This is a genomic window from Nitratireductor mangrovi (assembly GCF_007922615.2).
Lineage (GTDB): Bacteria > Pseudomonadota > Alphaproteobacteria > Rhizobiales > Rhizobiaceae > Mangrovimarina > Mangrovimarina mangrovi.
Genome location: NZ_CP042301.2, coordinates 4003917 through 4022662 on the forward strand (window position 1 = coordinate 4003917; position 18746 = coordinate 4022662).

The 18746-nt window shown below is 62.0% G+C and carries 19 protein-coding genes and 1 tRNA gene; 4 read left to right on the forward strand and 16 right to left on the reverse strand.

Going from position 1 to position 18746, the window contains the following annotated elements; translation table 11 throughout:
- Positions 1 to 36: 36 nt before the first annotated feature.
- The 5 genes from FQ775_RS19665 to aroA all read right to left on the reverse strand — a co-directional run bounded on the left by FQ775_RS19665 (position 37) and on the right by aroA (position 4619).
- Positions 37 to 546 carry a hypothetical protein gene (locus FQ775_RS19665; protein ID WP_146298779.1) on the reverse strand — a complete coding sequence of 170 codons (510 nt, stop codon included), beginning with the start codon at positions 544 to 546 and terminating at the stop codon, positions 37 to 39.
- Positions 547 to 694: 148 nt separating this feature from the next.
- Positions 695 to 1837: a hypothetical protein gene (locus FQ775_RS19670; RefSeq protein WP_146298778.1), complete on the reverse strand. Its 1143-nt coding sequence runs from the start codon at positions 1835 to 1837 to the stop codon at positions 695 to 697.
- A gap of 75 nt (positions 1838 to 1912) precedes the next feature.
- A complete protein-coding gene (locus FQ775_RS19675) occupies positions 1913 to 2614 on the reverse strand; it encodes an SDR family oxidoreductase (RefSeq protein ID WP_146298777.1) in 702 nt (233 codons plus the stop codon).
- 13 nt (positions 2615 to 2627) lie between these two features.
- Positions 2628 to 3278: an FMN-binding negative transcriptional regulator gene (locus tag FQ775_RS19680; protein ID WP_146298776.1), complete on the reverse strand. Its 651-nt coding sequence runs from the start codon at positions 3276 to 3278 to the stop codon at positions 2628 to 2630.
- Complete coding sequence (gene aroA / locus FQ775_RS19685) at positions 3279 to 4619, reverse strand: 3-phosphoshikimate 1-carboxyvinyltransferase (protein WP_146298775.1); 1341 nt, start codon at positions 4617 to 4619, stop codon at positions 3279 to 3281.
- 267 nt (positions 4620 to 4886) lie between these two features.
- Between aroA and FQ775_RS19690 the strand changes: the two genes are divergently transcribed.
- From FQ775_RS19690 to FQ775_RS19705, 4 genes are all read left to right on the forward strand, one after another.
- Complete coding sequence (locus FQ775_RS19690; RefSeq protein WP_146298774.1) at positions 4887 to 5282, forward strand: TIGR02300 family protein; 396 nt, start codon at positions 4887 to 4889, stop codon at positions 5280 to 5282.
- 213 nt (positions 5283 to 5495) lie between these two features.
- Positions 5496 to 5571: transfer RNA gene (locus FQ775_RS19695), tRNA-Ala, on the forward strand.
- A 254-nt stretch (positions 5572 to 5825) separates the two neighbouring features.
- On the forward strand, positions 5826 to 7313 hold the full coding sequence (locus tag FQ775_RS19700) for an adenylate/guanylate cyclase domain-containing protein (protein WP_246730397.1): 1488 nt from the start codon (positions 5826 to 5828) through the stop codon (positions 7311 to 7313).
- A complete protein-coding gene (locus tag FQ775_RS19705) occupies positions 7297 to 7491 on the forward strand; it encodes a hypothetical protein (RefSeq protein WP_146298772.1) in 195 nt (64 codons plus the stop codon). The genes FQ775_RS19700 and FQ775_RS19705 overlap by 17 nt, the downstream gene beginning before the upstream one ends.
- A gap of 310 nt (positions 7492 to 7801) precedes the next feature.
- Here FQ775_RS19705 and hsdR read toward each other — a convergent pair whose 3' ends face one another.
- The 11 genes from hsdR to FQ775_RS19760 form a co-directional block, all read right to left on the reverse strand.
- Complete coding sequence (gene hsdR / locus FQ775_RS19710; protein ID WP_146301862.1) at positions 7802 to 10144, reverse strand: EcoAI/FtnUII family type I restriction enzme subunit R; 2343 nt, start codon at positions 10142 to 10144, stop codon at positions 7802 to 7804.
- Between the two features lie 2 nt (positions 10145 to 10146).
- Positions 10147 to 10713 (reverse strand): hypothetical protein, encoded by a 567-nt coding sequence (locus FQ775_RS19715; RefSeq protein ID WP_146298771.1) that lies wholly within the window; start codon positions 10711 to 10713, stop codon positions 10147 to 10149.
- 226 nt (positions 10714 to 10939) lie between these two features.
- Positions 10940 to 11788 carry a hypothetical protein gene (locus tag FQ775_RS19720; RefSeq protein WP_146298770.1) on the reverse strand — a complete coding sequence of 283 codons (849 nt, stop codon included), beginning with the start codon at positions 11786 to 11788 and terminating at the stop codon, positions 10940 to 10942.
- A gap of 40 nt (positions 11789 to 11828) precedes the next feature.
- Complete coding sequence (locus FQ775_RS19725; protein WP_146298769.1) at positions 11829 to 12059, reverse strand: hypothetical protein; 231 nt, start codon at positions 12057 to 12059, stop codon at positions 11829 to 11831.
- A 24-nt stretch (positions 12060 to 12083) separates the two neighbouring features.
- The gene (locus FQ775_RS19730; protein ID WP_146298768.1) at positions 12084 to 13208 is read right to left on the reverse strand and encodes a restriction endonuclease subunit S; all 1125 of its coding nucleotides are present in this window, start codon (positions 13206 to 13208) and stop codon (positions 12084 to 12086) included.
- Complete coding sequence (locus FQ775_RS19735) at positions 13205 to 14656, reverse strand: class I SAM-dependent DNA methyltransferase (RefSeq protein ID WP_146298767.1); 1452 nt, start codon at positions 14654 to 14656, stop codon at positions 13205 to 13207. The genes FQ775_RS19730 and FQ775_RS19735 overlap by 4 nt, the downstream gene beginning before the upstream one ends.
- 94 nt (positions 14657 to 14750) lie before the next feature.
- Positions 14751 to 15851, reverse strand: a complete 1101-nt coding sequence (locus FQ775_RS19740; protein ID WP_146298766.1) for a tyrosine-type recombinase/integrase — start codon at positions 15849 to 15851, stop codon at positions 14751 to 14753.
- Positions 15852 to 15855: 4 nt separating this feature from the next.
- The gene (locus tag FQ775_RS19745; protein ID WP_146298765.1) at positions 15856 to 16302 is read right to left on the reverse strand and encodes a helix-turn-helix domain-containing protein; all 447 of its coding nucleotides are present in this window, start codon (positions 16300 to 16302) and stop codon (positions 15856 to 15858) included.
- Positions 16303 to 16330: 28 nt separating this feature from the next.
- Positions 16331 to 16531: a helix-turn-helix transcriptional regulator gene (locus FQ775_RS19750; protein ID WP_146298764.1), complete on the reverse strand. Its 201-nt coding sequence runs from the start codon at positions 16529 to 16531 to the stop codon at positions 16331 to 16333.
- Between the two features lie 92 nt (positions 16532 to 16623).
- Positions 16624 to 17691, reverse strand: a complete 1068-nt coding sequence (locus FQ775_RS19755; protein ID WP_146298763.1) for a hypothetical protein — start codon at positions 17689 to 17691, stop codon at positions 16624 to 16626.
- Positions 17692 to 17783: 92 nt separating this feature from the next.
- Positions 17784 to 18560 (reverse strand): hypothetical protein, encoded by a 777-nt coding sequence (locus FQ775_RS19760; protein WP_146298762.1) that lies wholly within the window; start codon positions 18558 to 18560, stop codon positions 17784 to 17786.
- Positions 18561 to 18746 lie beyond the last annotated feature (186 nt).

Here is an 18746-nt window from a genome sequence, read left to right on the forward strand (position 1 = left end):
AGCGCGCCTAGCGGAGGATCGATGCACCGCCTGCCTTCAAGCCGTCTCAAAGGGGAAGGGCGTCGGTTCCCAGAGATGCTCGATCTTGAAGTTTTTTGCCGTGATCGCTTCCCATTCGTGGAGGAGCGCGGCAATACCCGCGTGGTCATGTTTTTCGAGAAGAGAAACCAGCGACTGCGTCTTGCTAAACTCTGGGTTGGCAAACCACTCGCTGCGGTGTTTGCTGACGAGGTAATGCGCGATCTCGAAATGTCCCAATGCAAGTTCCAGGCGGAAATGCATGGCCGGCCACGATGCGATCGGCTGAAGGCAATGGATCCGAAGCCGATAGTATGTTTCGAACGAATCAACCGACCTTAGGAATGGTATCGTGTGCTCTTCGATCAGCGCACACAGCGTGTCCGATTGAGCTTGCTCGTCCAGATCGCCATAGAAGTCTGGGCCCGTGCTGTAACGATGGTACAAGATGAAACCGTCAATGCCCGGTGAAGGCTGCATGAAGAGCAGGTCCGTCACGGACCAAGCGGGTCGAAAGATGCCCTTCATGGAGGTCTGGTCGAGGTGAATGGACCGAAGCACATTGCGAATTGGTAGCAGCACGGCCCGGTCTCTTGTGTAGACGACATCGGAATTGCGCCTCAAGAGGGGCGTAAGCAGGCGTTTCGTGCGAGATGGGCTGCTCATGCGACCTACTTCACTTTACCCTCACTTCGATAACGAGGATACGGCGTGTCCGTGGGTAGACGCTGTAAACATTGTCTGCGATTTCGTGAATACGACCTCCGCTCAGACGCCTTTTGCCGGTTTTCAGATCGTAGACACATACCAGGTCGCCGAGTCTCTCGAAGATGTCGATTCGAATCGAATCTCGCATACCGTAATTTGATACCTCAGCGCGCCTATCTTCGGCTGCCTTAAGAATTGATAGCTCCGCCCGGAAGTCATCGTTCGCAAGCTTGTCGACTTCCTTCTTGACCTTGACGTGGATGTCGGTCCCTCTAGCCGCTGCGCTACGGTACAATCCCTGAGGCGAACTGGCGGCAGCGCCCTCCGCGAGTTCCTTTACCAGTCCAGACTTCTTGCAAAGCGTGTCGATCTCCTGGTCCGCTCTCTGCCCAAGCCATTCAGCTTGAAGCCTCGGTCGCCCGTCGCGGCTCAGGAACTCAGTAGCGTTGAATACGGCGACGGCCGCCAGACCAGGAGTTTCCAGACTGGAGAGCCAATTGAATAGAGCGGCCCCTGCAAGTAGCGTGTCGTTGGCACTGCGTGAGTCGATGAAGGCTGGCGTCGGGATGGGCTGTGGCTTGGGACCGTTCGCGGTCCAGACGGCCTCGCTGATGAGGCGCCCTTTGCTGTCGATCACCCGGAAAGTGTCGCCATCGTTCTCGAAAGTGAAGCGAACTCCATCTTTCAGGGTGACCGTATTCCGTTCAGCCCGTGGAGACAGTGGTTCTGCGCCAATTCGGCTGCCATCGCGGTTCGTCACCGTTCGCGAGACGAGCTTCCCGTCGGAGCGACGGTGGCTTTCGGCATAGGATGACCAGGGTTTGTCGCCGGAACGGTCGCGGACAATGCGTGTATTCAGCGATCCGTCAGCGCTGGTCGTTGCTGATGTGTGCGAACGGCGCCCCCTTCCCAGCCTCGCCGACGGCCCGCGGCCCATCTCCCCGGCTGTCCATTGCCCGCCATCCGGGTTGCCTGCCGGCACGCGCGGTTGGTTGGGATTGAAACCGGCCTTCATTCGAAGCCGCTCGAACGCGAAACGAAGGCGTAGCGCCGCCATCTCGGCTCGGATACGCACCATGACGTTTGTGTCAGGCAAGCAAGGAATAGGCATCGACGGCTCCTTTCTTCGGAGCCTGAAGAGTAAGAGGAATTATGTCCTAGTGGACAAGATTCCGCTCGTCAGCCCTCACACGCCCCTGGTGATGCCGCCGTCGATGCGAAAGTTCTGGCCGGTGATGTAGCCGGATTTTTCCGACGCCAGGAAGGCGATCAGCTCGGCCACTTCGTCGACCGTGCCGTAGCGGCCCATCGGGATGCGGCTGCGGCGGTCTTCCTTCTCCGGCAGGGAATCGATGAAGCCCGGCAGGACGTTGTTCATGCGGATATTGGCGCCGGCATATTCGTCGGCGAAAAGCTTGGTGAAGGCGGCGAGACCGGCGCGGAAGACGCCGGAGGTCGGAAACGCCGCCTCAGGCTCGAAGGTGGCGTAGGTCGAGATGTTGACGATGGCGCCCGATTTCTGTGCCTGCATCACCGGCGTCACCAGGCGCGCCATGCGCACGACATTGAGCAGGTAGAAATCCATGCCGCGGTGCCAGTCGTCGTCGCTGATCTCCAGTACCGGGCCTTTTGGTCCATGGCCGGCGCCGTTGACCACGGCGTCGATGCGGCCGAAGCGTTCCATGGTCAGCTCGAAGAACCGCTTCAGGTCGTCGGGTTCCAGATTGGAGCCGGTGAAGCCGAGTCCGCCCAACTCCCTGGCGAGCGCTTCGCCCTTGCCCGAAGACGACATCACCGCGACAGAAAATCCGTCGCCCGCAAGCTTGCGTGCGGCGGCCGCACCCATGCCCGATCCGCCGCCGACGATCATCGCGACCTTGACTGCCATCTGGTCTTTCCTTTCAGCTTTGGCGTTTTGACCCGCGTTCGCGCACCAAAGCCGCCATCGCCGGGTTGTTATGCGCGCTCGCGGCATCCTCCAGTCCGGCGGTCACGCCGGCGATGTCGGCCTCCGGCCGGTTCTGGCTGACCTTCCACTTGCCTTCGATTTCGGCAATCGCGATCTCGACGCCGACGATGCCTTTCAGCTGTGCCTCGACGAAGGGCGGCGGCGCGTCTTCGACGGCCCAGGGAGCGGCGCGCTTGCCTTCATGCTCGCCGGTGATCAGGCCGACCTGGTGCCGGAGCCAGTCGCGATCCTCGATCGCCCGCGCCGGGCCGCGCACCTGGACGACGGCATAGTTCCAGGTCGGCACCACCTTGCCGGTCTCGGCCTTGGCGGCGTACCAGCTCGGCGAGATGTAGGCCTCTTCACCCTGGAACACGACCAGTACCCTGGCGCCGTCGCGGATGGCTTGCCATTGCCGGTTGGCGCGCGCCATGTGGCCGAGAAGCCGCCCCTTGCCGGGCGCGCCGTCGAGATGGAACGGAATGAGGTTGGCGACCGGCGCGCCGTCGGCCTCGGCGGTGATCAGCAGGCCGAGCGGATGCGCCCTTATCAGCGCATGCTGCGTCGCAGGATCGTCCTCGCGGAAATGCGGCGGCTGGTACATCTACGCAATCTCCGCCCCCAGCCCCGTCATCAGCGTCAGAAATTCGGGGAAGCTGGTCGCGATCATGGCCCGGTCGTCGATCGTCACCGGCTTTTCTGCCGCCAGGCCCATCACCAGGAACGCCATGGCGATGCGGTGGTCGAGGTGGGTCTCGACCGTGCCGCCGCCGATGCCCTTGCCGTCGGGACGGCCGCGCACGACGAGCGTGTCGGCACCCTCTTCGCAGTCGACACCGTTCGCTTCCAGCCCGCGCGCCACAGCGGCAAGGCGGTCGCTTTCCTTGACCCGCAATTCATCGAGGCCCAGCATTTTGGTCTCGCCTTTCGCGAAGGCGGCGGCGACGGCGAGCACCGGGTATTCGTCGATCATCGACGGCGCGCGTTCCGGCGGCACGACAACGCCCGCAAGTTCCGAGGCCCGTACCCGCAGATCGGCAACCTCTTCGCCGCCGGTGTCGCGGCGGTTCTCGAAAGAGATGTCGGCACCCATCTCGATCAGGGTGGTAACCAGCCCGGTACGGCTTTCGTTCATCAGCACGTTTTCGATCACGACGTCGGAACCGGGCACGATCAGCGCCGCCACCAGCGGGAAGGCGGCGGACGACGGGTCGCCCGGCACCGCGATCACCTGTCCCGCCAGCCTGCCCTGCCCTTCGACGCGGATGTGGCGTTCGCCGTCGGCCGGGGTCTCGACCTCGATCGCCGCGCCGAAGCCGGCCAGCATCTTTTCGGTATGGTCGCGTGTTTTCACCGGTTCGATGACTGTGGTGACGCCGCGCGCGTTGAGTCCGGCGAGCAGCACGGCCGACTTCACCTGCGCCGACGGCATCGGCACCCGGTACGTGATCGGCGCGGCGTGGCGCGGCCCGCGCAGCGTCAGCGGCATGCGATCGCCGGCGCCGGCTTCCAGAACCTGCACGCCCATCTGCCGCAGCGGGTCGAGCACACGGCCCATCGGGCGCTTCGACAGCGATGCGTCGCCGATGAAGCGCGTCGTCATCTCGTAGGGACCGACCAGGCCCATCGTCAGGCGCGAACCGGTGCCGGCATTACCGAAGTCGAGCGGCGCTTCCGGTTCCAGGAGGCAGCCATTGCCGGTGCCGGTGACGATCCATTCCGAGCCTTGCCGAGTGATACGGGCGCCCATGGCGCGCATGGCATCGCCGGTGCGCAGGACGTCCTCGCCCTCCAGCAGGCCAGTGATGCGGGTTTCGCCAGAGGCGAGCCCGCCCAGCATCAATGAGCGGTGCGAGATCGACTTGTCGCCCGGCACCCGTACTTGGCCTGCGAGCGCTGGCGATTTGCTGGCCGTTGCCGGCATGGGTTTGGCGTGAGCGTTCATGGTGCTGGTCCCGGCGTCTCCGGCGTCCGCATCCGAAGCGGGATTCAGGTTCGCCGGCGGCGGTTTCCTATCACGGCTTTGCATGCCGGTCATCCCTGCCCGGCAAGCCGACGCGCACCGGGAAAAACTGCAGCCATTTGCCTTTGACAGCCGGGCATTCTGTGTTTATGGGGACCGATCTTTTTTTCAGGAAGCAGGCCCGCCAGAAACGAGGCGCCCGGCGGCACAGCCGGACGGATGCGGGCCGCCATCACGACGAGGGTTGCCGTGGCGAAACCGGAATTAGGCACCAAGCGCATCTGCCCCGAGACCGGGCGCAAATTCTACGATCTGAACAAGGATCCGATCGTGTCGCCCTATACTGGCGCGACCTACCCGCTCTCCTACTTCGAGGATGGCTCCTCGGTGGAGGAGGAAGAGGAAGTGGTCGAAAAGGAACTCGATGCAGAGGAGAGCGGCGCCGAAATCGTCTCGCTCGAGGAGGCCGACGAGGAGGAATCCGGCAAGTCGTCGGACAATGCACCCGACGTCGATGGCGACGACGATGATGACGACGTCGACCTTGGTGACGATGACGACGATACCTTCCTCGAAGACGAGGAGGAGGATGACGACGTCAGCGGCATCATTGGCGTTGGCGGTGAGGACGACGAGGAAACCTGATCCGGCCATCCGCCGACGCGATTTTCGCGGCCGGCGTCGCTTCGATCCATGGGTTCCTCCGGCGCCGATATCGGGTTGCGACGAATTTGCGGATCAGGCCGTCCGCCGGGCTTGATCTTCGCCGCGCGCGGAGATAGAAGCCGCCAGCACTTGGCTTCGGTCCGCCGAAGCAAGACCTCTTCGCCGGAAACGGCGCCGGCTTCGGCCGGGTGTGGGGCCATAGCTCAGTTGGGAGAGCGCTTGAATGGCATTCAAGAGGTCAGGGGTTCGACTCCCCTTGGCTCCACCAATATCTCTCTCGTGCTAACTCCGTCGCTTTCGCCGCTGTAGCAGCCGCGCGTGGAAGCCGGCTCGTCACGCGCCCGGCGTTTGGCTATCTTCGCGTCCTGCCCTTACCGGCAAGAACGGAGAATGCCCGTGCCGACCTCCGCCGACAATGCCGAACGCCCCGTTGAACGCCTATGGCTTTACGCAGCGGAGCGACCGTGGCTGCTTGGCGCCGTCGTCGCGCTGGCGCTGGTCCTGCTTCCGGTCGCGGTCTGGATGGACCTCAAGAACCTGTCCGATCGCGCCCTGACCGTTCAGGCCCGGACACTCAACGGCATGCTGAACGACATCCGCGGCTACTACGGCGCCAACGTCGTCGCCCGGGTGCAGGGATTCGAAGGCGACAGTATTGCCGCGCACAACTATGAGGACATTCCCGGTGCCGTGCCCATTCCGGCTACGCTTTCGCTGGAGCTCGGCAACGTCATCGGGACGCGTGGCGGCGAGGAGATCGGCTACCGTTTCGTGTCGGACGCCACATTCGCCAACAGGGCGCCGCACACCCTCGACACGTTCGAGAAGGCTGCGCTTGCCGCTTTTCGTGCCTCGCGCGATCCGGAAGCGGTGGCGAGTGAAATCGAGGGTTCGCTGTTCGAACGCCGCATTCGCATGGCGGTGCCTGTGGTGCTGGGTCAGGCCTGCGTGTCGTGCCACAATTCGCATCCGCTCAGCCCCCGCCATGACTGGCAGGTCGGCGACGTCCGTGGCATCCAGGCGATCACCGTTCACCAGCCGATCGCGACCAATATCCTCTCTTTCAAATATCTGTTCCTGTATTTCGCTGCCGCCGGCGCCTTCGGCATCGCGCTTACCGGTCTCAACTGGCGCCAGGCAAACGCGTTCCGGCGCATGAACCGCGAGCTGGAGGAGGCCAACGGCTTCCTCGCTTCGGTCTCGATGAAAATCTCGAAATATCTGTCGCCGCAGGTCTACAAGAGCATCTTCTCGGGCGAGAAGGACGTAACGCTTTCGACCGAGCGCAAGAAGCTGACGATCTTCTTTTCCGACATCAAGGACTTCACCGAAACGTCGGAACACCTCCAGCCGGAGGAGCTCACCAGCCTGCTCAACGAATATTTCACGGAAATGTCGGTGATTGCCCACGCCCACGGCGCGACCGTCGACAAGTTCGTCGGCGACGCCATCCTCGCGTTCTTCGGCGATCCCACCACGAAGGGTGCGCGCGAGGATGCCAACGCCTGTCTGGACATGGCGATCGCCATGCAGCGGCGGATGGTCGAGCTCAAGGCCGAATGGCGACGGCGCGGCATCGAAAAGCCGTTCGAGGTCCGCATGGGCATCAATACCGGCTACTGCAATGTCGGCAATTTCGGCTCCGCAGACCGGATGGACTACACCATCATCGGCGCCGAAGCGAACCTTGCCGCGCGTCTGCAGCACATCGCCGAACCGGGCGGCATCGTGATCGCCTACGAGACCTGGGCGCATGTGCGCGAGCGGGTGCGTGCCCGGGTGCTCGAGCCGATCACGCTGAAGGGCATTTCGGGCGAGGTCGTGCCTTATGCGGTCGAGGGCATTTACGAGCGCGGCGGCGACCAGCCGGATACGATCAGCGAAACCGGAAGCGGCCTTTCGCTCTTCCTCGACGTCGGCAAGCTCGACGCCGAGGCGCGCCGCCGTGCCGAAGCGACGCTGGAAAAGGCGCTCGGCGCGGTGCGTTCACGCGGTGCCGCCAATCGCTGAAATCTCAGCATGGCGCGTTCCCGGCTCGGAGCTGGCGTTCGAGGTCTATCGCGAGCTCGCCAAGGCCGGAATCGGAATTCCGTTCCCGCAGCGCGACATCGCCCTGCGCAGTATCGAGGATATCGCCAAGGCGGTGGCCGATGGGCGGTCACGCAACGCCGATCCCGGCAATGAATGAGCGCCTTCGTCGGGGCACTGCCCGCAGAGGGGCGTGGCAGGCTGACGAGGATGGGTCTCGCGCGCTTCCCGCCAGGCGATCTTGCGAGATGGCGAGGCCTTGACAGCTCGCGTTCACCTTCGGGAAGGTGAACTGGTGCCAGGAGAGGCATCGCACTCTCGAACTATGGGATTGTTATAATGAAATCTTTTTCTGTTCGATTCTCACGATACCAACAAAGATACCAACAAATCCCGTCGTAAATGCCCAAAAGCGCCTGGCATTGCAGATCACGCGAACGGTGCGACAGCCTGCCGCAGCACCGCCCGCGTCAATTCTCGTAAAGCCTCTGCTGCATGGTCCTGTAAGCGCCGCGTATCGTGCCGAGATCGCCGAGCTTCGCTTTGCCCTCGCCGACGCTGCCATAACGCGCAGTGAGGTAATGGCCGAGTTTCTGGGTTCCCAGTTCGCCTTCGCCGTTGGCAGCATAGGCCTGCAGGATGCTCGCTATCAGCTCGCGCATCTCGCCCTCGAAATCGGACATGCCGGAAGCCCTGACATGGTTGGCCCGGTCGACGCGGCTCTTAGGTGGATGGATAAAGAGGATGTAGGACAGCACGTCGAAGAGGTCGCTGTCCGGCGCGTCGATGAGCCGGCGCATGTCGTCTAGCCGGTCTTGATCGTAGCCGCGATCGAGAAGCTGCTGCAGGAAGTGCTCGCGATTGTCCGGGTCGCTCCAGACCTTGCGGAGCGCATCCTCGTCAGGGATCATCGCCGACAGGTCACCGAACAGCCGCTCCAGGAATTGCGCGGCCGAAATCGGCCTGCCGTCCGGGCTCCAGTAGGTCGTGGTGGCTACGTACTGGATCGCGCGAACCTTGCCGTCGGAAAGCTGCACCTTGATCTTCTCGCGAGGCGGCTGGTCATCGCCTCCATCTTCGCCGCCGCCTTCCGGCTCGCCGTCGGCGCCCTCGCCGGTCGGTTTCGGCAATCGTGGATCGCCGGGCGGTTCCGGCTCCAGCGGCTCGCCATCCCATTCGGGATCGTTGAAATTCTCGTGCGCCTTCACGAAATCCCAGATGGTGAAGAAGTCCTTGCCCTCATAGGTTCGCGTCCCGCGCCCGATGATCTGCTTGAATTCAATCATCGAACGGATCGGCCGCATCAGGACGATGTGGCGCACGTTGCGCGCGTCAACGCCGGTCGAAAGCTTCTGTGACGTGGTCAGCATTGTCGGGATTGTCTTGTCGTTGTCCTGGAAGTCGCGAAGGTGCTGTTCGCCAACGGCACCGTCATTGGCGGTGACGCGGTGGCAATAGTTCGGATTTGTGCTGGTCTTCACCTGGTTGATCAGATCGCGCACGAGTGCCGCGTGGTCCTGCGTGGCACAGAAGACCAGCGTCTTCTGCCGCTGGTCGGTCTGGTTCATGAATTCCCTGACGCGGCTTAGCTCGCGTTCGCGGATCACGATGCGCGTGTTGAAGTCGCGCTCGCCGAAACTCTCGCCGTCTTGAACCGTGCCGGCGATAAGCTGGTCGCTGCCATCATAGACGTATTCGTCGATCGTGCTCGCCATCTGGCGAACCTTGAACGGCGTCAGGAAGCCGTCCTCGATGCCGTCGCGCAGCGCATAGGTGTAAACCGGCTCGCCGAAATAGGCGTAGGTATCGGCGTTGTGCTTGCGCTTCGGCGTTGCCGTCAGGCCAAGCTGCGCGGCCGGTTCGAAATACTCCAGCAACGCACGCCACTCGCTCTCGTCGTTGGCGCCGCCGCGATGGCATTCATCGATGATGATGAAGTCGAAGAAGTCGGCCGGATATTGCGTGAAGACCGGTTCGCTCTCGCCGGTCATGCCCCGCTCGACCATGAAAGTCTGGAAGATCGTGAAGAAGATGCTGGCATTCTTCGGCACCCGGCCGCCGTTCTTGCGGATCGTGTCGGGGTCGATCCGCGTCACTGCATCGCTCGGGAAAGCCGAGAACGAATTGTAGGCCTGGTCGGCGAGAATATTGCGGTCCGCGAGGAACAGGATGCGGGGGCGGCGCACCGGCTCGCCTGTCAGGTTCCACTTTGCATGGAACAGCTTCCACGCGATCTGGAAGGCGATCGATGTTTTTCCGGTGCCGGTGGCGAGCGTCAGCAGGATGCGTCGGTCGCCCTTGGCGATGGCCTCAAGTGCTGCGGTAATCGCCTTGTGCTGGTAGTAACGCAGTTCCCACTTGCCGCCGTCGGTCTCGAAATCGACCGCGCCGAAGCGCTCGCGCCAGTTATTGTGATCGGCGAAGGTTCGCGCCCAAAGCTCGTCGGGCGTCGGGAAGGGAAGCGTAAGGTCGCCTTCCGCGCCGCTCGCCATGTCGATGGCGTACCAGGTAAGCCCGTTGGATGCGTAGGCGAAGCGCGCGCCGAGCCGCCCGGCGTAGTCCTTGGCCTGGCCGACGCCGTTGCGATGGCTGATGCCGGCGCGCTTTGCTTCCAGCACCGCCAGCTTGTGCCCCTTGTGCATGAGCACGTAATCGCAGGACAGCGCCTTACCGCGCGTTCCCCCCGACTGGATGCGGCCCGGACAGATCAGCTCCTCGCGGATTCGCGAACCGTCAATCTTGCCCCATCCGGCCGCCTGCAGCACCGGCAGGATGCGGTTTGTACGGGTCTCGGCTTCGGTCTCGTCGTAGATGCTCACGGCCTTCCGGCTCCCGCGCTGGACATGCGGCCTAGGAACTGCTGCCAGAGACCATACGCGATAGCCTCTTCCTGTTTTGCCAATCTGAAATCGCGAAGATGCGAGAGCGGATACCAGAGCCCGTTTGCTTCCTTGTAGAGAAACCGATCGTAGACGTTGCCGGTGTGCGAGATGCGCCACGGCTCGTAGACTTCCGAAAGGATCGTGAAGGCATGGTTCAGGCTCCCGGCCGGCTTGTCGGAAACACAGGCAGGCAGTTCGAACTGCGAAGATTGCAGCCCCTTCGCCTTGCCGCCCTTGACGATCAACCAGAGCCCGCCCGTCGACGTGAGCAGATCGCGTGATTGTTTTTCCGTCGCAGGTCCGATCGTCAGTTCGAAGAAGTGCAACGGCCCGCCGCTCCAGTTCTCGATCCCCGCCGACGCCACTTCCTTCCGCCAATCATTCCACCGCAGCAGGCACTTTCGCTGGTCGTCGGACACGCCTTCGAAGTCCTTTGTTGCGAGATGGGCCCGCAGCTTCGTGCCGCGTTTCAGTATATTGATAAAGGCGACCGACCTCATGGCGTGAACCAGCCGCGGGTCTGTGATCGCGGAAACCGGCACGACCAGTTCGGCGATCTGACCGTCGCGAACCGGGATCGTTCCCCCGAACTCAAGCTCCCAGGTTCCGTCGACCAGTCGGATCGGCAGTCGCAGTTTCTTCTCGATGGGAGGAGGCACCCCGCGTCTCCCTCTAGAGCCATGTTTCCGAGTCCGCTCAGCCCGTGGACTCGACTAGCCGCAACTCTTACGTTTGCTCGATCACTTTCAACAACTCTGATTTCATTTTGTAAACGTCTCGGACGACACCGCAAACGCTACGTGCTTCGGCAGGGGTCGCTGCATAGTTGTTCGCGTGCGCGACGTTGTCGCGTAGCGCGCGGATTTTCTTGAACGATTTTTCGACGCTGGTCCGGCTACGGTCCAGCAGCCCCGACTTGCCCACGATACATGCCTTGTCGTGGATTTGTGTAAAGGCGATTTCGCTGAGGAATATGTCTCGTTGCTGGGCCTTCTCGATTTCCTCCAGGAGTCCAATGCGTCGTTCCTCGCTGAGCAAGGCCATCCAGTCGCCGCAGTTAGGATACCGCCCTGAGATCGCCAGGGACATTGCCATTTCAAGGCTGGTGATCAATGCGAAAATCGCAGCGCGCGCCGGCAATTGTTGAATGTCGGAAAGACTGACCAGTCCAGCGATCTGCCGACCGGAAACGACGAGGTTGGTCGGATGCGAGTCGGCCTGGACGACAAAGTCCACAATACTTGCGTCCGCGCCGATGAGCATGTCTTCGGACAGCCCCTCGAAATCGTCCGCCACTCTCGTGTCCGGCGGGACGACTGTGAACCACCGTTCTGCATTGTAGAGGCCGAGTATCTGCTCCTCGGCGTCGGCAACTGGGAAATAACTGAACTGTTTGGCGTTGCGCCGCTTGATCTGGGCGGCTGTTTCATCGAGCGAGCATGTGTCGAAGGCGTCCCGTCGCACCATGATCAGGTCGACCGTAAGATTGCCCTGGACGCGGCGAAGCGCCTCCAGACTGCCATCGTGGTTGCTCGCCCAGTCTGTCGCTAGGTCGGTCGGTCCGCGAAAAGGCATCAACTCGCCTTGCTTGTTCCTGCACCGCTCACAACAGCCCCTAGATCTCCAGCCCGGGCGCGCCACCCTGGCATTTGGGGCATTTGCGTAGGTGGAAGTCGGAGCCGTTCGCCCCGTAGCGGTGGCCGCAGATCGCGCCGCCGGGCTCGCGCCGCGCGCAGACCAGCACCCAGACATATTGCAGGTGGTCGGTGCCCGGCCGGTCCGTCCGCGCGATCAGTATCTGGTCGTTCGGATTGATGTCGCCGGGCTTGCGCTTTGAAGTGGTCATGATGATCGGCCCCCCCGGTTGGGACTATGTCAGCTCGCCTGCGAAGGCTTTTTGTAGGAGAGACTGGCGAAGGTCAGCGACATCTCGAATTTTCGCACGGAAGGTCGCCTGAAGTGGCTTTATGGCTCTCTTCAATTCATCAAGTTCGTCGACAAGTTCAGATTGCCGAGCAAGTGATGGCAACCGCATCCTATAGCCCCTCAGGCGCCCGGCGCTGATATTAGCTTGATTAACGCTGGTTCCCATCACCGAATGACCGTATTCCCTCGCAATGTCGCTGTTCAAAAAATGATTCAGGAATTCCGGCCGTAGCTTCTTCTTGTCAGGGGTTACCCGTATGAGATACCCGGCAAAGATTGCGCGACGCGTGCCATCAAATATCGAAGTTTTGCCGACGTGTGCCGGGCTATTCGTTCGATTGAATAAGACGTCTCCAGCTCTCAGCAGGTAGCGCGAACAATCTGCTTCATCGTCAGAATAGACAAGATCACTCCAGTCAATCTCGCCATCCTGAAGATTGCCCATCCGCAGTACTGGTATCGCACCAGTAGGCTTCGATTTTGCCGCCGTCCCATACTCGAAATTGGTGCAAACCTCTCCAAGGGCAACGTCTTCGCCTTCCGCGTCCCGAGAGAAGATTTCCGCACGGCGTACCTCAAACAACTCCCGCGCGCTTGCTAGATTGGCCTCGGCATTTGCGCGGGCGCGGTCCAGCCCCTCGAAAGCCTCGTCCAGAATGGCAACGATCCGCCGCTGTTCGTCGCGTGAATCTGGAACTGCTACAAGCTCGCCGTGAACGTCATTTCGATTGAGCGTCGGTACGCCGGCCCCTGTGGCAAACCGCTCCAGCCCGATGAGCTGCAGCAGGTAGTAGACGAACCGAGGTTCGTTCCCGTGGAAATCCTTGACATACAGCGCCGTGTTGAGCGGCCAGAAGTCGCCTTCGACAAAGAAGACGTTCCCGATGCTACCGCTACGCCCTGTTGCCACTCCCGGCCCTCTGACCTTCGCTTCAGTGTGTGTGTCGGTGGGACCGCTTGACGTGACGAGTGCATAAGGTCCTGGCGTACGCTGTGGTGCGGGCAGGTCAAAGCCGCGCTGAAGAGTGCCGACTGCGTCGAGCCTCTTGGTGGACCACCCCGCTTTCACAGCATCCCCCGGATGTTTTCCAGGATCGCCGCCGTCTCGGCGTCACGCGCCAGCATAGCTTCGATGATCTCTTCAGGGTTGCGCAGCGCCGCCGCCGCCGGCGCGTTGGGGTTCTTCACCGATATGTCGCACGTTTCGGCGTCGAGGCCGGCGCGGTCGACGATCCAGCTCTTTGGCCCGGTCGCCCGCGTCTTCTGCAGCGTCACGAATTCGGCGAGGTCGTCGTCATTGAGCGGGTTGGTCTTGCCAAGGCTGCGGCCGGGGTCGAGCTGATAGAACCAGATGTCGCGCGTCGGAGCGCCTTTCTCGAAGAACAGCACCACGGTCTTGACGCCGGCACCCTGGAACGTGCCCTGCGGGCAGTCGAGGATTGTGTGCAGCTCGCACGCCTCCAGCAGCTCGCGCCGCAGCGCCACGGAAGCGTTGTCCGTGTTGCTCAGAAACGTGTTCTTGATGACGATCGCCGCGCGGCCGCCGGCGCGCAGTTTCCTGATGAAATGCTGCAGGAAGAGATAGGCCGTCTCGCCGCTGCGGATCGGAAAGTTCTGCTGCACCTCGCGCCGCTCGCCGCCGCCGAAGGGCGGATTGGCCAGCACGAGGTCGTGGCGATCCTTCTCCTGGATATCCATCACGTTCTCGTTGAGCGAGTTGGTGTGGACCAGGTTCGGCGCCTCGATGCCGTGCAGGATCATGTTCATGATGCCGATGATGTAGGCCAGCCCCTTCTTCTCCTGCCCGAAGAAGGTTTTGGTCTGCAGCGTCTCGTAGTCGGACGCCGACAGCTTGCCGGCGCGCAAATAGTCATAGGCCTCGCACAGGAAGCCCGCCGAGCCGACGGCGCCGTCATAGATCGTCTCGCCGATCTTCGGATCGACGACCTTGATCATGGCGCGGATCAGCGGCCGTGGAGTGTAATATTCGCCGCCGTTGCGGCCCGCATTGCCCATGCGGCGTATGCGCGTCTCGTAGAGTTGCGACAGCTCGTGGCGCTGATCTTGAGTGTTGAACGACAGCCCGTCGATGATCTCCAGCACGTCGCGCAGGATATACCCTGAACGGAATTTCGAGCGGAGTTCGGTGAACACCTCGCCGATCTTGTACTGGATGGTACGCGGCCCGGTGGCCGACTGCCGGAAGGACGCGAGATAGGGAAAGAGCTCGCGGTCGACGAAGGTCACCAGATCGTCGCCAACCTTGGCCGCGTTGTGGTCAAAGTCGCCCGCCCTGTCCTTAGGCGCTGCCCACACATCCCACCGGTGCGGCCCGTCGATGATCGGCTGGTAGGCCTCCCCGTTCAGCTCGGCGCGGTCGCGCCGCTCGCTTTCGAGGTCGTGCAGATATTTGAGGAACAGCACCCAGGAGGTCTGCTCGACATAGTCCAGCTCGTTGGCCACGCCCTCTTCCGCGCGCAGCGCCCGCTCGATCTGGTTGAATGCGTTTTCGTACATTCCATCCCCGACTGACTTGCGACCGCCGTCGCTCTGCCCTCGCACTTATTGAATCGGAAACAGGCCGTGACGCAACCCGGCGACGTCAGCTTGACTAACCTGCGTTTTCGCGCAGATGATCCAGCACATGCTGTATCGTTGCGGCGTCCGGCGCGCCATCGCGAAGCCCCCCGCCATGCCTGCGCAACGCATCGAAGATCTCGGCCTGCCGGTGGCTGGCAACAGCACCATAGCTGGTAAACGTCGTCAGCACCTGTTCGTGGCCGAGGTTCTGGCTCCAGGCCTTGAACGCTTCCGGCGACTGGCAAACCTTTTCGCCCAGCCGCGCCAATGTCGTGCGGAGCGAATGCGGATTGAAATAGGGCAAGCCTGCCGCCGCGAAGCGCTGGCGAAAAATGCGACGGATCGCATCCGCCGATTTCCAGAATGTGCGGTCGACACCGGCCGGGCCGAAATAGCCGTTGTGATCAAGCGCGACGCGGGTTGCCGGAAACAGCGGATCATCCGGCCCAAACAGGAGATCGCATTTCAGATGCGCGATCCAGTCGGTGACGATCGCCTCGATGTCATCGCCGACAGGGAAGAACCATGACGTGAAGGTCTTGCGGTTCTTGGTGCGCACGCAACGCGCATCCTGAAACACGGTTCGCCGCTCGGTGTCGACATGGCGAAGCGCTAGAGAGGCGATGGCGTCGTCGCGCGCACCCGAAAGCAGCGCGAAGGCGATCAATGCGCGGTCGCGCCGGTCGATGTCGTTCTCGATGGCAATCGAGTTCACCACATGGCGCACCTGATCGATGCTCGGCGCCGGTTTCTCGCGCCGCGCGGTGGCGACGCGGCTGTCATTGGCAGACGGGTTGAAATAGTCCACGTCGGAATAGCTGATCCGGCGATAGCCCGACTGGCCCGCCAGCCAGTGGAAGAACGCCTTCAGCGCCATCAGCCGCGAATGGATCGTAGCTTTCGCCAGCGGCTTGCCCGTCGCGGCATTTCTCTGAGCGGCCAATTCGCGCTTGAAGGCTCGCGCTTGTTCGATATGAAAGCGGGCAAAATCCCTCCAGCGGGTCGACGCCTCGAATTGCGCGATCGCCGCCGCCGCCTGGTCGACACTGGCCGGCGACTGGCGCTTCGCCTCTTCCAGATAGGCCAGATAGCGGCGCTTGATCCTTTCGTTCTTCGGATGGTGCTTTCGCATGGGATCAACCCTCCTTTGCGAAGTGATCATTCGGGCAGGGCTTCGGCATCTCACTTAGGTGTTGGTCGGCCTGCTGGATCGTGACATCGAGAATTGCGCCCAGTTCGTCCAGTTTCGACACCGCGAGGCGCTTGTGCATGATCGTTGTGCACGTCTCGCAAAGCGCGCGGAGATTGCCGCTCGATGCCGAAAGAGGAAAGAATTCGGCTTCACCGAAAGCAGGCGAACGCGGCCGGCGACACGAGAAGCAATAACATTCGTGCAGCTTGCATTGCTGGCGCTGGCGCTTCTGTCGACCGAGGAAAGCGATCAGGTCTTCGCCGATGATCAGGAGAGGTCGCTGGTCCGTGATCGCGGGCAGGCCATTCCGGAGCCAGCGCCGCACTGTGCCCTTGCTGGCTCCGGTTGCGCGCGCCGCCTCGTCGACGGTGTAGCTGCGATGCAGCTTCACGCCTCGTCCGGACCGGCGGGGCGCCATGTCAGTCCGCCCCGTTCTCGATCAGCGCGCGTATGTCCTCGACACGCCAGACCGTGATGCGCGCGCCCAGCTTGACAGGTCTCGGAAACCGGCCGTCCTTTATGCCCGCCCACCAGGTCGACTTGCTCACCGGGATTGGGCCGCCCGGCGAGAGGATCGACGCAAGCCGGACGAAGCCGGTCACGGGAAGTTCGTTTGTCATGGTGCCGCCTCGTGCTGTTGGGGGTGAGGCGGTTCTAGAAAGGACGGCTGGTATGGTGGCCGAATTCGGTTTGGGCCTGACCGAATTCGGTTTCAGTCCTTGCTTGGTTCTTCGCCCGGAAGGAGCTGCTTGGCCTCGGCAAGGTATTTGCGGACCGTGTCAACGTCGATCGGTACGCCGGCACGTTCGAGGTCGTCGGCGATCTCTTTGGTTTGCCTGTGCCGGCCTTCTGTTGGCGTGAGGCCGTAGCCGCCGACTGCCATGCCGCCCACCATCCTGAGAAGGCTGTCGCGTTCTTTCGTGCCGAGTGACTTTTCCGCAATCGTAGTCGCGGCCGCTTCAAGTTCTCCGATCCGTGCTTGGCAGCGAGCGATCTGTTCATCTCGCTCCGCTAGGACCGCATCTTTCTTGTCGAGCAATCTCTTGTAGCCTTCGGTCAGTTCGGCTTGCTGATCGCGCGATTTCGCCAGCGATTCGCTATGATCTTGAAGCGCGGCCGCGTGAGCGGCGCGTTCTTTCGCAAGCTCTTCCCTTGCTTGATCCGTGAACGTCTTCTGTTGCTCGTAAAGTGTCCTCCAGTCGCATATCTGGATGCCTAGCGCCGTGACTGCTTCCACCAGTTCGACGGGCATCGCGAAGCGCATTCTGTCAGCCCATGCGAGGAAGGTTGACGGGCTCGTCTGGTCCCACAGCTGGCCCATGGTCTTTGCCCGCATGACCAGTTCGCGTTTGGCAGCGTACTCCACGGCGAATGGAGAAGTCGCCGCAAGGGTCTTGAGATAGTCCCAACTGGCAAACCGCGGATCACGGCCGAGCGACAGTGCGACGGCTTCTTCGACAGTCCAATAGGATGCCTTGGCCCAATACTTGAAGTCTGCCCGGGCATCCGGCCGGTTGAAGGGGCGGGCAGTCTCGTCGGCCACTGCCTTCTGGCGCGCTTCGTCAGCTTCGACGGCCCGCTCATCATCGACTAGCCGCTGCAGTTCACTGGTCGGCAGGGCGCGAAGTTCTGCCCGATAGGTATCTGCAAGTGCCTTTGCTCCGCGCTGCGCCGGACTGAGCCTTGATGATGAGTCGACCGCAGGTAGCGACAAGCATCCGTCGGGATGACGCCTGCGAACAAGATATTCTATCCCATCGAACTGCGGCAGTTTCGCCACCGGCAGGGTACCTGTCTCGCTCTCCACGATTCGCGGAGTAGTATACTGCCAAGTTCGGTATGGTCGCCAATGATCGGAACCGGACTGCTCGCTCAGCCCGGGAAGCGCACCTTCACCTGATCGGGACGGCTTTCGCCTGTCACCCTGGACGAGAACGCATGCAGCGATGCGACCCGGAACACTGCCGGGCCGGGACCAAACCACATCTCGACGAGAGAAGGATCGGACGGATCCTCTGCCACGTAGCTGTCGACATGGCCATTGATGTGGAAAAGGCGCACCTGACGTCCATGTCGCTCGACAATCCCGAATTCCAGCCAGCGGTTGCGAAAAAATCCCGGGATACGAAACGCGAAATGGCAAATCTGCGGGCGCTCGGAAAAGACGGGACCGCAACCCGCGATCTCGACCGTTGCATAGTAGTTCCTCTTCGAGCTTGCCTCATGTTCGAAGTCTTGCTCGATCCAATCCCGCCCGTACCATTGACGCGCGAACGCGGCCGGAGGCCAGCTTTTCTGACGGCCGAAGAAGTCCTTCAGAAAGGACAGGGCCGGATTGTGCCAATGCTCGAGCTGAAAGGAACTGAGAAGGTGCTCGATCGCCCTGTCCATGTCTCCGTCGCGCGCGGTGAGCAGCGCAAGCGGATCGACATCCAGCACGGCGCACAATCGCATGAACGACTTCTTGCGCGGCAGTTGCCCCTGTATCCAGCGATAGACAGTTGCATTGTCGGGGCTCGGGGGTGGCTCTTCCTTTGCCGCCCCGCCAGGCACGCGGTCCCACAAGGCAGCAAGATCATTGCCGCCGGAGCGCCGCTGCGCTTCGAGCAGGTCTTTGAGAAGTTCGCCTTTGAGACCGACGACACCCACGCAATGCCCCCGCCGTTCGCATTTGGATTGCAGGTTATGCGATAGACTCGCGGGCGGCCAGTGCTACAATTCAGAATAGAAACGCAGTTCAGGCATACACTAGATCGTGCTTGCCGCGAGGCTGTCTTGACCATTGGGTTCAAAGAAGTCGCGGAGCATGTGCGCCTCCTTGGTGCGGGAGTGGAA